At 64.2% G+C, this 12,216-nt stretch carries 12 protein-coding genes; 8 read left to right on the top strand and 4 right to left on the bottom strand.

The window, feature by feature from the left end:
- The first annotated feature begins 67 nt into the window (after nt 1-67).
- On the top strand, nt 68-412 hold the full coding sequence (locus tag C7I55_RS02380) for a hypothetical protein (protein ID WP_106511265.1): 345 nt from the start codon (nt 68-70) through the stop codon (nt 410-412).
- Between the two features lie 49 nt (nt 413-461).
- Here C7I55_RS02380 and C7I55_RS02375 read toward each other — a convergent pair whose 3' ends face one another.
- Nucleotides 462-1,538: a mechanosensitive ion channel family protein gene (locus C7I55_RS02375; protein ID WP_106511264.1), complete on the bottom strand. Its 1,077-nt coding sequence runs from the start codon at nt 1,536-1,538 to the stop codon at nt 462-464.
- A 629-nt stretch (nt 1,539-2,167) separates the two neighbouring features.
- Between C7I55_RS02375 and C7I55_RS02370 the strand changes: the two genes are divergently transcribed.
- Nucleotides 2,168-2,530 carry a response regulator transcription factor gene (locus C7I55_RS02370; RefSeq protein ID WP_158266250.1) on the top strand — a complete coding sequence of 121 codons (363 nt, stop codon included), beginning with the start codon at nt 2,168-2,170 and terminating at the stop codon, nt 2,528-2,530.
- 549 nt (nt 2,531-3,079) lie between these two features.
- Here C7I55_RS02370 and C7I55_RS02365 read toward each other — a convergent pair.
- On the bottom strand, nt 3,080-3,844 hold the full coding sequence (locus tag C7I55_RS02365) for a helix-turn-helix domain-containing protein (protein ID WP_106511262.1): 765 nt from the start codon (nt 3,842-3,844) through the stop codon (nt 3,080-3,082).
- 326 nt (nt 3,845-4,170) lie between these two features.
- Here C7I55_RS02365 and C7I55_RS02360 point away from each other — a divergent pair, with 326 nt between their 5' ends.
- The 6 genes from C7I55_RS02360 (at nt 4,171) to C7I55_RS02335 (ending at nt 8,288) form a co-directional block, all read left to right on the top strand.
- Entirely contained in the window at nt 4,171-4,455 is a 285-nt protein-coding gene (locus tag C7I55_RS02360; protein ID WP_106511261.1) for a hypothetical protein, read from the top strand.
- Nucleotides 4,456-4,573: 118 nt separating this feature from the next.
- Nucleotides 4,574-5,626 (top strand): SGNH/GDSL hydrolase family protein, encoded by a 1,053-nt coding sequence (locus C7I55_RS02355; RefSeq protein ID WP_106511260.1) that lies wholly within the window; start codon nt 4,574-4,576, stop codon nt 5,624-5,626.
- Nucleotides 5,627-5,723: 97 nt separating this feature from the next.
- Nucleotides 5,724-6,293 (top strand): PadR family transcriptional regulator, encoded by a 570-nt coding sequence (locus C7I55_RS02350; RefSeq protein WP_408640573.1) that lies wholly within the window; start codon nt 5,724-5,726, stop codon nt 6,291-6,293.
- 118 nt (nt 6,294-6,411) lie between these two features.
- Complete coding sequence (locus C7I55_RS02345; protein ID WP_106511259.1) at nt 6,412-6,741, top strand: DUF2218 domain-containing protein; 330 nt, start codon at nt 6,412-6,414, stop codon at nt 6,739-6,741.
- 66 nt (nt 6,742-6,807) lie between these two features.
- Nucleotides 6,808-7,851 (top strand): S66 peptidase family protein, encoded by a 1,044-nt coding sequence (locus C7I55_RS02340; protein ID WP_106511646.1) that lies wholly within the window; start codon nt 6,808-6,810, stop codon nt 7,849-7,851.
- A 23-nt stretch (nt 7,852-7,874) separates the two neighbouring features.
- Nucleotides 7,875-8,288 carry a GNAT family acetyltransferase gene (locus tag C7I55_RS02335; protein ID WP_106511258.1) on the top strand — a complete coding sequence of 138 codons (414 nt, stop codon included), beginning with the start codon at nt 7,875-7,877 and terminating at the stop codon, nt 8,286-8,288.
- 495 nt (nt 8,289-8,783) lie between these two features.
- On the opposite strand, the gene C7I55_RS02325 is transcribed toward C7I55_RS02335, so the two are convergent.
- Entirely contained in the window at nt 8,784-11,201 is a 2,418-nt protein-coding gene (locus C7I55_RS02325; protein ID WP_106511256.1) for an HAD family hydrolase, read from the bottom strand.
- A 94-nt stretch (nt 11,202-11,295) separates the two neighbouring features.
- The gene (locus C7I55_RS02320) at nt 11,296-12,189 is read right to left on the bottom strand and encodes an alpha/beta hydrolase (RefSeq protein ID WP_233222004.1); all 894 of its coding nucleotides are present in this window, start codon (nt 12,187-12,189) and stop codon (nt 11,296-11,298) included.
- Nucleotides 12,190-12,216: the final 27 nt, after the last annotated feature.

The following is a 12,216-nucleotide window of genomic DNA, read 5'->3' as shown; positions in this document are numbered from 1 at the left end:
GCGACAGCAGGGCTGCATATCTCCTCTCACGCCTTCGGGCGTCGGACCATAGTCGAGGAGTTAAGTCATGCGTAAGGTCATCGTCGCCGCAGTCGCCGTCGCCGCCGCTTTCGGCGCCACTGCCCCCGCCTCCGCGCAGGCGTGGCGGATCCAGCCGGCCGTTCAGCGGCAGATCCAGAACGACATCAACCAGCTCGATCGCCAGATCGCGCGCGCGGTACAGCGCAAGACCGTCTCGCAGCGCGAGGCCACCGGCCTGCGCCGCGACGCCATGAACCTGCAGCGCAGCTACAATCGCTACACACGCGGTGGGCTCGACCGCCAGGAAGTGGCGCAGCTCGAAAGCCAGGTGAACCGCCTGCACCAGCGCCTGAGGCTGGAACGCCGCGACTGGGACGGCCGCCGCGGCTGATCCGCGGAACAGGTAGGAGGGGGCGTCGTTTCGGCGGAGCCCCCTCCTGTCACGATCGGTCTGGCACTGCTCGTTGTTCGAGCGTGATTTCGCCGCGACGGCGGACCAGTGCTTCCGGCATTTCCTCGCGGATGAAGGCAAGCATACGTTCGCGTAGGTCGCAGCGCAGGTCGAAGGCTTTCGAGGCATCAGCGGCAGTGACCAGTGCCCTCACCTCGATTGCATCGGCGCTCATGTTGGTGACCTGGAGATTGAAGAAGCGTCCATCCCACAATGAGGCGCCCTTGACGATCTCTTCCAGTTTCTCGCGCAGACGCGGAATGTCGGCAGCGGGATCGAGGTGCCAGAACACGCTGCCGAGCAACTGGCTGGTCTTCCTGGTCCAATTCTCGAAGCTCTCCTCGAGAAACTTCGACACGGGAACGACCAGGCGCCGCTCGTCCCAGATCTTGATCACCACGTAGGTGAGGCGGATCTCCTCGATCCGACCCCATTCTCCGTTGACGATGACGACGTCATCGATACGGATCGGCTCGGTGAAGGCCATCTGGATGCCGGCGATCAGATTCTTGAGCGCCGGCTGCGCGGCGGCGCCGACGGCGAGGCCGGCGATGCCTGCGGATGCGATCAACGTAACGCCGACGTTGCGCACGCTCGGGATGCTCATCAGCATCATGCAGATCGTCACCAATAGGACAAGGAAGACCGCAATCCGATACAAGATCCCGGCCCGCGTGCGTCGACGTCGTGCGCGAAGGTTGTCGGCCACGCTGATGTCGGTGCGCACCTCGACCGACGCCATCCAGCTGCCGAGCAACGCGATCGCCGTCCACCCGACGAGCGCGGGGAAAAGGAAGCTGGCGATGCGGGTCCAAGCCCTCACCCCTGCGTCGCCCAGCGCCATCGCCGGTTGTACGGCGGACAGCGCAAAGGCGACCAGCAACCAGAACGAGGGCCGATGGATCCGGCGGATGACCAGATCGTCGAGCCGCCACGGTGTACGCCGCCCGGCCCGATACGCGATCCGGACGATGATCCAGTGCAAGGCCGCTGCGGCCACGACAGCGGCAAGGCCGATCGCCACGTTCCCGAGCCACAGCGGAACCACGCCCGCAAGTCGCTCCATTCCAGTCTCCTCCTCCGCAGGCAGAGCTGAACGGGGGGAGCGCTGGCCTGTTCCCCGTCATGGCGTTTCGAAGAAACGCGGCTGCGACCGTCAGCCTTCGCCAGGAAGCGCCAATGATCCTCTGGGAGCGCAGAAATCCGCTGGGGGCTTTCTGCTTAGCGAGGCAGCGCAGCGATCATGAGATCGACCTCTCCGGTTGCAACGACATCGGCGATTTCGGCCCCGTCACCTGGTACATTCGGCACCGCCTCCATAAGGCCCACGGGTGGTGCGGTCACCACGATACCGGGCGAAACGGTGTGGCAAGCGAACAGGATCGCGCATCCTCATTGGTGGCTGCTGCGAGCAGCTCCACAACATCCTCCCCGCTTCGCAGCAAGCTTGCCGGCGCATCGGCATGTGCGCGTGATTTTGGCCGCTACCGTGATCCGGGAAGTTAGCAATGCGCGATTATGGATGGTACACCGCGGATATCGACTCCAAGCGAGGCGAGGCGCGTCCGAGCGCGAGCTTCACCAGCACCAGCCAAAGCTGGACCGGGCCCGCACTTTCCGCCAAGATCGGCAAAGCGGAATGGCCCCAGGCAATTCCCGATCAGAAGAACGAGAAGAGTCATTCACCAGGACACATTGTATCTGCTCGAGGACGACCCTGCCGTCGCCCTGTCGCTCTCTGCCCTTCTCCGCGCCGATCGGCTCGAAGTCCATCATTTCACCTCGGCGGATTCCTTTCTCGAAGCGCTTGGATCATTGAAGCCGGGTTGCGTCCTGACCGACATCCACATGGCCGGAACCAACGGGATTGCCGGGATACAGGAACTGCGCGCCCGCGACATCCAGTGGCCAGTGATCGTGATGACTGGCTCCCTCGACGAGGATGCCGAAGCGCTGGCGCGTGCCTGCGGCGCCGTCGAATTTCTGCACAAACCGTTCGGACGCGAGGAGATGGTCCGGGCCATCCGGCGGGTACTGCCGCTCGTTCCCCACGCATAAGAGGCGTCTGGGACGATCAGGTTGCGGAACGCGCCGACGGCCTCAACCATCTGCCCGCCCCCTAATCGGCTCATGGTCGTTGATCGCTCTCGTGCGGTGACCCAATGACGCCCGGATTGACGGCCTGCGCGTGCGAGTTCCGGCGGGTCAGACCGAGAGCAGGGATCGACCATCGACCACTGCCATCCTGCGAAGTCCAACACCGTTGGCTTGCATTCGACTCGGCAGGGCAGTGCTGCGAATCCCGGGTGGCGGGGCCTCAACCGTGGGGCAGAAGACTTGATGCTACGGCGAACTCCCAAGCCGGTCTTTCCGGCGGCATCGTCCCCTGCAATTTTTTTGTTATTCGGAGCTCAGCCGTAGCGATTCGTGATTACGCGAATGCCAAAAAAAAGGCCAGCGCGAACGCTGGCCAAGTTTCATTAGGAGAGGATGCCTGAAAGGCCCGCTCTTTGTGCATCGCAGCAAAGGGTCGTGCAAGTGCAAGGATGGCCAAGGCGATTGCAGTTTCTGCACCTGCCTTCCCCATGTCTTGTTCGTGGCCGCTGGTCAGGCTTGGGCAGAAAGGCCAGGGAACAGGGCAAAGCGCTTGATCATGATGCAATCGACGCGCGTCCGATATTCCTCGTAACAATCCATTCCGGCGCGAATGATCCCCATCTGCGGGGCGGCATCGCCCCTGATCGGAACCAGGGTGATCGGCGTCGAAGCGGGAATGAGCTGAGATCCGGAACCGACGACCAGGGTCGTCAGCACACCATTCATGTCTCCATGGATGGTCGGACGGCAGAGGAGCGCCATCCGATATTGCCCCTCCCAGCTTGTCACGAGGTAGATGTGCCCCGACAAAGCGGGAAACGAGACCACCCCTTTCTGAGTGAAATCGCTGTCGAGGCGCGCGGATTCGGCGAACTGGAGCAGGTTGCGCTCGCCATCCCACGAGATGAAGGTCCGATAGGCATAGACGGCGCCAGGCTCATCGATCGAGGCGCGCAAGGTCAGATAGTGGCCTTCGAGCCAGCGTACGCCTGCCCGGCCATAGGCGCCGAGCTCTTCCGGCGCCAAACCGTTGTCGGTTGGGGCGGGCGCCGGAGCTGCAGGCACGTCGCGCAGCCGAGTCGTGAGCGCTTCTTCGAGCCGAACCACGGTCCCGAGCGTGAACGGACGGCGGCCGGAAAGCGCCTTCTCCAGCGTCGATATGCTGATTTTCGCCTCGTCGGCGAGCCATTGGCGCGAGCGCCGGCGTCGCGCCAGCTCCTCCCGCACCTTGGTCGCCACGGCATTGCTTTGTCCGACGTCGAACTCGTCGTGCATGAACCCACCCGCCTTTGTGTGCGCATTTCCGCACAAATCCGCACATCTCGTCAATGGATGATCGTGTAAAGCCGGCATTTACTTCGGCGATGCGGCGATTTGCCGCCATGTCCCGTCGCGACTCTCCCCAGGGAAGGCGCATAGCGATCTCAGAGGACAGGAAGGAACGGAGCGATGACGCGCTGGAGCATGGAGGCGATCAGGTTGGGGGCAGGATCGATCGGAATCGGCCTCGTGTCGCTGATCCTCGTGAGCACCCATCTGCTCTCCGGCGTGATGCCGTTCGCCTGAGCCCCGGGCCCAAGGCGCGTCGCAAGGATCAGATCATGAATCCGGTAACGATTACGGACGCGCTGTCCGCGGCTAAGGACTCGCACCACCCGCCCGCCGGTCTTCGCGCCGGATTCGACAAGCTGATCCGGACGTCGCTGTTAGGGCTCACCATTGGGGTCGTCTCTGGTGCGCTCGTCCTGTCGCCATCCCTGATGTCGCCTCCCGCGCGTGTAACTCGGGCCGCACCGAGTGCAGCCGAAATCGAGCAGGCCGTCGCCCAGGCCGAAGCGCAGGGCATCGCCGCCGGTGCCGAAATCAGCACGCATCCTGGCCGCTGACCCGCAAAGGCGTAGAGTGTGGGAGCCCACGGCATTTGGCTTCCGGTAGGATCCGCGGCACCGTCTTGCATCGGCGCTGCGGCCATGCTCCTAAGCCTCGATACGATCGAGGAAGAGAATGCGGTTTCTGCTCTGCGTAACGGCCCTGGCCCTGCTTGGCGCGACGGCGCCACCGGCTTCCCCTGCTGCCTCTCCGCTTCCATTGCCGCTGAACGTCGGCGGTCGCGTGATCAAGGAGGCGGACGGGAGCCTCAGTTTCGGCTGGCCTGGAACATATTTCGAGGGCCGGTTCCGCGGCAGGGCCGTCCGGGTCGTGTTCGATGCGCCGGCTGAGCATCTGCGCCTGTTCGTGGACGGCGCTTTGAAGCGTACGTTCGTCAAACCAGGCAAGGTGGACCTGATCGTCGATAATCTGGGCTCCGGCGAGCACGACGTCCGCCTCGAGAAACTAACCGAAAGCCAGACCGGTGGCGGTCGCTTCATCGGCTTCTATCCAGCGAAGGGCAGCATTACCCTGCCAGCGAAGCCGCGCGCCCGGCAGATCGAATTCATCGGCGATTCCTACACGGTCGGTTACGGCAACACGTCGGCGAAACGCGCCTGCACTGCGGACGAAATTCACGACACCACCGACACCCAGCAGGCCTTCGGTCCTCTTGTCGCACGTCATTTCGACGCCGATTACCGCATCAATGCCTATTCGGGCTTCGGTATCGTCCGCAACTACAACGGCAGCAGCCCCGATCTCAGTCTGCCGATCTTGTACCCGCGCCTGAAGCCCGACGATCCTGCCCACGAAACCGACGATGTCGGCTGGAATCCCTGGATTATCGTGATCAACCTCGGCACCAACGATTTCTCCACTCCGGTGAAAGCTGGAGAGCGCTGGGCCGATCAGGATGAACTCAAGGCCGCATACCGGACGCGCTATCTTGCCTTCGTCCGCGAACTTGGCTCCCGGCACAAGCTAGCACGCTTCATCCTGATGGGCTCCGACACATTCTTTGCAGAGATCGAGACCATCGCCGCCGCTCTCCGCACCGAAATGCCGGATCGCGTGCAGGCGATCCGCTTTCGTGGTCTCGATCTGGCCGGGTGCGATTGGCATCCTTCGATCGCCGACGACAGGCTGATGGCAGGGCTGATCCAACAGACGATCGGCTCTTTCTAGATTCCGGAGAGACGCACGAATTTTCGGCTGCCGCTTGCATTTCTGCAGGTTGAAGATATATCTTGATGCAATTAGTTTCGAATGGAGTGATTTAATCATGTTTCATATGCATGGATGCGGCGAGCGCCGCGGCGGGCGTTTTGCGATGCGTGGCCATTGGGGTCATGGCGGCGGCGCGCCCTGGGCCGGGCGTGGCGAAGGCCGCCGCCGCCGTATGTTCGATGGCACGGAGCTCCGCCTGGTGCTGCTCAAGCTGATCGCCGATCAGCCCCGGCATGGTTACGATCTGATCCGCGACATCGAAGAGCGGACGGCGGGCGCCTACGCCCCGAGCGCAGGGGTGATTTACCCGACCTTGACGATGCTGGACGACATGGGGCTGATCGCCGAGGAAAAGGCGGAAGGCACCCGCAAGCTGTTCTCTGCAACCGATGCCGGACGAACCGAGCTCGACACGCGGGCCGAAGAAGTCGTTGCCCTGTTCAAGCGCCTCGAGGGACTGGGCGCGGAGCGCGCGCGGGTCGACCGGACTCCGCTTCGCCGCGCGATGGGCAATCTCGAGAGCGTCTTGCGCGACAGGGTCGGCCGGGGCGACATCGCGGCGGCGACCGTTCACGAGATCGTCTCGCTCCTCGACGAGACGGCCCAGAAGATCGAGCGGCTCTGAAACGTGCCGCGATTGGAAATCTTGAGGCGGAGGCTCGGCATCGCGCCTCCGCCGCCGGAGCCTGCTTCTGCCGCACGGCGCAGCAGGCAAGGACAGCGAGTGGCAACGAGGTGAGAGAATGAGTTTTACGCACAGCGCGATCGCGTCTGTACCGACCGCCAGCGGCAGCCGCTATCTGCAGCAGCTCTGCAAGCATTGGGCGCACAATCTGGAAGTCGCCTACACTCCGGAACGTGGCACAGTGACCTTTCCGAAGGATGCTCGCGGCGCCGACTATCCCGGTGACGGGCTGGCGAGTTTCGGTGCGCAGGCGGAGACGCTCGAGGTCCGCGTCGATGCCACGTCGCCCGAGCAGCTCGAAGGCCTGAAAGGCGTCGTCGCGCGCCATCTCGATCGCTTCGCTTTCCGGGAGGCTCCGCTGACCTTCGATTGGCGCGACGTCGGCTGAAGCCGGCTACTGCGCTCGGGCGGGCCGCTTGCCGGAAGCGATCATTTCGGTTCTATGTACGTCCATATGCATGACCGACGCACTGCGATCACCGGCCTGGCGGCACTTGCCGCAGCGCTCGCCCTCCCCCTCCACGCCACCCGCGCCGCGAGCAGCCCGACGGTGCGCAAGCCACCGCGCCTCCGGCCCGGCGACACGGTCGGCCTGATCGAGCCTGCCGGCTTCACCGATGATGCTTTCGATCTGGCGCTGGTCATGGAAGCGATCGTCGCGATGGGGCTGGTGCCCAAACCGGCCCCGCACCTCCTTGCCCGCTATGGCTACCTTGCGGGCAAGGACAGGGATCGTGCAGCCGACGTCAACGCAATGTACGCCGACGACAAGGTGCGCGCTGTCTTCGCCGTTCGCGGCGGCTGGGGATGCGCGCGCATCCTGCCCTTCCTCGATTTCGATCTGATCCGCGCCAATCCCAAATTGCTGATCGGCTTCAGCGACATCACCGCGCTGCACATGGCATTTGCAGCGAAAGCCGGCTTCACCACCATCCACGGCCCCAATGCAGCAAGTTCGTGGGGCAAGCTCTCCTGGGACAGTTTTCGCGGCGTCGCCTTCGATGGAGCGATGCCCGTGTACAGCAACCCGCAGGGGACAGACGACCGGCTCGTGCAGCGTGCGGGACGAATTCGCACCTTCCGGCCGGGCAAAGCGAGCGGCCGCCTCCTCGGCGGGAACCTGACCGTTCTGACCGCCTTGATGGGCACGCCCTATCTGCCAGACTTCAGTGGTGCGATTCTGTTCATCGAAGACACGGACGAAGCCGAATATCGGATCGATCGCATGCTGACCCAGCTTGCGCTCGGCGGCGTGCTCGGCAAGCTCGCCGGCGTGGTGTTCGGCCAATGTACCGATTGCCGCAACACCGGCCCTTCCTATAGCGGCTTCACCTTGTCCGAAGTCTTGCAGCAGCAACTCGCGCCGCTCGGCATTCCCGCGTTCCAGGGCGCGCTGATCGGCCACGTCGCGAACCAGTTCAGCATCCCGGTCGGCGTCCGCGCCGAGATCGATGCGACGTCCGGCACGATCCGGATGATCGAGCCGGCGGTGGTCTGATCCGGACCTCGATGGAGACATAGGTGACGACGATCAGCCACTATCGTGACGCGCATTTCGATGGCGTCGATGCCCTCTGGCGCGAAGCCTTCCCGAACGATCCGCCATACAATCGTGCCGAACTGGCCATTCCGGCCAAGCTCGCAGTCCAGCCGGAGCTGTTCCTCGTCGCCGAGGATGAGGAAAGGGTCGTCGGCACCGCCATGGCCGGATATGACGGCCACCGCGGGTGGCTCTATGCGGTCGCGGTGCGCGGCAGCCATCGCGGACGTAAGATCGCCGCTGCGCTGATCAGGGAAGCGGAGGCAAGGCTCGCCGCCTTGGGCTGCACAAAGGTGAACCTGCAGGTGCGCGCCGACAACGATGTGGTCGTCAATCTCTATGCAAGTCTAGGTTACGAGATCGAACCGCGCATCAGCATGGGCAAGCGCCTCTGACCGCAACTGTCGCTGGCAGTATCATGGTCGCGCCCGGATCCGGGGCGGAGGCTGCTTGAACTGGGAGACTGTTGCGGGAGGCGCGTCCTGCGCGAGGATTTCAGGCTGCCTTTCGCCGGGATGGAGACGCCGGCCGCACAGGTTCGAACCCGGCTGGCCGGTTCATCCGGCGTGCGACATACGGGAGATCCGCCGGCGCGCAGGTGCGCACGGAGAGGATGCGCTCGGGCGAAGGACTGGCGATCAGCCTGCCGTCCAGTGCGGCGATAATCCGCGCCCAGTGCCCTGCTATGGTGCTCGCCAGGGCGCCCATGCCCGCGAGGAGCATCAGGATGAAGAAGATGGGGAAACCGATCTCTGCCATGACCGCGTGAACGGTCTAACCGGCGTATGGTTCCCAACATCCTGAGATTCCAGCATGTTTCCTGGGCAGATATGAAAACAGGCATGCAAGCCGGAGCTCCATGCCTGTCTTCGTCAGCCGTACGGGGTTGCTCAGCCGACCAGGGCCGGCTCCGCAGGATTCGCAGTGACCGGTGCCTTCACGCGCGGTGCGATCGGGCGGAAGGCGATATGGAGGACGACGTCGGCCTGCACCGGCGGCGGCGGCACCAGCAGGAATCCCGCTTCTTCGGTGCATTTGAGAAGCCCCGGTGCGACTTCCTCGATACCTTCGAGATGATAGGGTGCGGCAAAATCCTTCGATGCGTGCATGCTGCGAGGATTGAGGAAGGTCGAGGCTGGCGTGAACCACACTGCCTCGATCTGCAGCCACTCATATTGCTTTGCGAACTGGGCGCCGATGGCAAAGCGGCCGCTGCCAACCGGAATGGTCGCGACGAAGAAACCCTCATGGGTCGGCGTTGCGTGCACGACACTTTCGCTGAGCTCGTTCCCGTCGGCGATCATCACCGGCAGCACGATGTGGCGATCGCTGAATTCGCTATGCTGGACGTCGAGGCGGAGGCGCCAGCTTGCCATCGCCATCAAGGTCAGCGGGAAACCCTGCCCGCGCAGCTCGGCCGGCAGATACATGCGCTCGCTATGCTTGAGGTAGAAAGGCCCGCGCCGCTTCAGCTCACGCTCGGCGACCTCCGGATCGAACAGCTTCACGTGCGAGGAGGTGCCAAGATTGATGTCGTGGTCGAACGCCTCGAGCACCGCCAGCTCTTCCTTCGTCGGCAGGAACATCAGGCGGATCAGGGTCGCGGCCGCGCCGTGCGTCCAGGCAACATCGTCCGATTGCGGTCGGCGGTGCGAAGCGCCGGCAACGTCCCTGGCGAACTGGACGCAGGCAGCCTGGACTCGGTCGCGGGTCCGAGTCTGCGAGTCGCTGATCGTGTAGTCGCGGCGGATCGGGGAACCGCCGGGATCGTAATCGATGACCGAGCCCTGGCTCACGGTGGCGAGCTGCTCGATCACCGCGACCACCGATCCGAGCGCATCGAGCGCACGATCGTCATAGTTGCGCCGATCCATGAAGCCCTTCTTGTCGAGACCGCTCACCTCGCTTTCGGCAAGCAGCAGATAGCGACCGGCAACGTGGACCCCCAGCGCTTCGGCCAGCACGCGGTCCACGCGATTCTGCACCGATCCGTTATAGCCAAGATCGACGAGCATCAGCGTCTCGCCCGGCTGGATGCCCGTCGCGGCGCGGACATGCTCGATCATTCGATCGCAGAAGGCGCGCGAGCGGCGCATGATCACGTCAATCGTCTGCGGCTTGCTGAGGTAGCGGAACAGGGCCTGGTTCTGGTCTCCCTTTTTCGGAAGCGAACGGATGATCCGATTGGCCTCGGCCGGCGGGAACAGCAAGCGGGCGAGCGTATAATCCGCAGGATAGCCCGAAAGGGTTGCAACCTTGGCGTAGCGCGTCACCGCATCCTCGGTGGTCAGCGTTGCCGCCGACGAGGTCAAACGGCTGATCTCGCCACGCGACGCGTTGGCGCTTTCCGGCGCGATCGCTTGGTGAACCAGGTGCGGCAGGTGACCGTCGCGCAGCAGGAACAACATCCGCACCGGCTTGCCGGTACGCTGCTCGAGATCGGCAGCCTCGTCGAGCAGCCAGCGTCCGAAGCCATAGAAGACCGGGCCAAGCGCGGCATAGCCGAGCGCGGAGGTCGGATCGGAGAGCAAGGGCTGGGCGATCGACAATCCGGCACGATGGGGCTGGTAGGCCGGCATCGAACCGCGCACTGCCGCGTTGAATACCGACGCGCCGACGGTCTCCAGGCGCAGCCGCTCCTTCGTGGCTTCGTCGAACTGCACGAGGTGCAGGGCCGAAATGCCGAGGCGGCTCGGTGAGTCGAAGTCGGCCACCGGATTGTCGCCGAGGTGCAGGATGCGGGCCGGCTCGACACCCAGTTCGGCAAGCACATCGACGAACAGTCCGGCGGCCTTGGGCTTGCCGTAATCCGACGAACAGAAGATCCGGTCGATCAGCGCGAGCACGTCCTCGCCGGCGGAAAGGCGCAGAAGCTCGGTGAGCTGGGCGTTGTCGAGGTAGGTGTCGGAAACGATGATGACCTTCAGGCCCTGGGCCTTGGCGCGGTCCATCAGCTCGACGGTCGGTCGGAATGGGAAACAGTGACGCGCTTCGGCGGCAAGCTCGCGCGCGATGGCGGCGCTGCGGACGGCGTCGTCCGCGTTGGTCATCAGCTTGGTGTAGATCTCTTTGAAAGTGACCTCGTGCCGCTCCTCGTTGATCCGCGCCTCGGTGCGTGCCCGGCGCTCGCCCATGATGCGCTGCCCCGGATCGATGCCGTCCTGCACCAGGTCCGCGAACACGTCGTCGGGCTGATGGACGTTGCGCCACAGCAAGGTGTCGAAGCAATCCAGCGACAACACCGCCGCTTCAGGATTGTGGTCGAGCGCGGTGGGGAGTTGGTGCGGCAGGATCGAGCTGCGGTGCATAAGGGGCGGGTCCTTGTCCGGAAACGGCGTTAACCGTTACTTCATAGGACGGTGCGGCCGTGCCCGTGCGGAACACCCGGAAATTTTTGCCGACCTACTCCGCCTTCGATGCCGCAGACCTTCGGCTGCGGTCGTCGAGGAAGCCGCTGTCGATCAGCCAATCGTGCAAACGGTCGGGCCAGTGCAGGATCGACAGCAGGTTCGATGCCTCACCGAGGTTGAAGGCGTGATCGGCATTGGCATACATGTGAAGTTCGGCTGGAACCCCCGCCTTGCGCAATTGCTCGTACAGCGTGACCGCGGGCTCGGCGCAGCATTGATCCAGTGATCCCGCAGCGATGAATGCCGGCGGCGCCTCGGCGGCGTCGTTGGCCGGGATGCCGAGCGGACCCGGGAAGACCTGAATCTGGAAGTCCGGCCGGGCATTCTCGCGATCGATCGGGTCGCGCGGCGGCGGCAGCGCGGCGGCCGGCTTGTTGTCGGCGAGCATCGAGACGAGCTCGCCCCCCGCCGAGAAGCCCATCACCCCGACACGGTTCGGGTCGAGATCGTACTGCTTCGCATTGGCGCGAACCCAGCGCACGGCCCTTCGCAGGTCACCAAGTGCATCGCCTTCGATCGTGTAGCGGCTGCCCTCCTCGCGGGCGAGGCGGTACTTCAGGACGAAGACGCTGATCCCCATCCGATTGAGCGCCTGCGCAACCGCAATCCCTTCGGAGGTCCAGACGATGATCCGATGTCCCCCGCCCGGAACGACGACGACGGATGCGCCGTTGGCGTGACGGGGATCGGCGGGGAACACGGTGAGCGAGGGGTTGTGGACGTTCTTGATCCAATAATCCTGGGCCTGCTCGGCCTCTCCGCGGCGGCCCTCCGATCCCGGCGCCCCGCTCGTCCATAGCGGCACTGTTGCCGGTGTTTTCGGCACCTGTGCCAAGGCGGCAGACCCGAGCAGGCACGAGGCCGCGAGCAGAAGAAGCCTCATCATCACCATCTCCCGTCATTGTCATGCCGC

It is taken from the genome of Allosphingosinicella deserti, assembly GCF_003012735.1.
Classification (GTDB): domain Bacteria; phylum Pseudomonadota; class Alphaproteobacteria; order Sphingomonadales; family Sphingomonadaceae; genus Allosphingosinicella; species Allosphingosinicella deserti.
The sequence above is the reverse complement of the archived record's forward strand: the minus strand, read 5'-3'. Positions and strand labels throughout refer to the sequence as shown.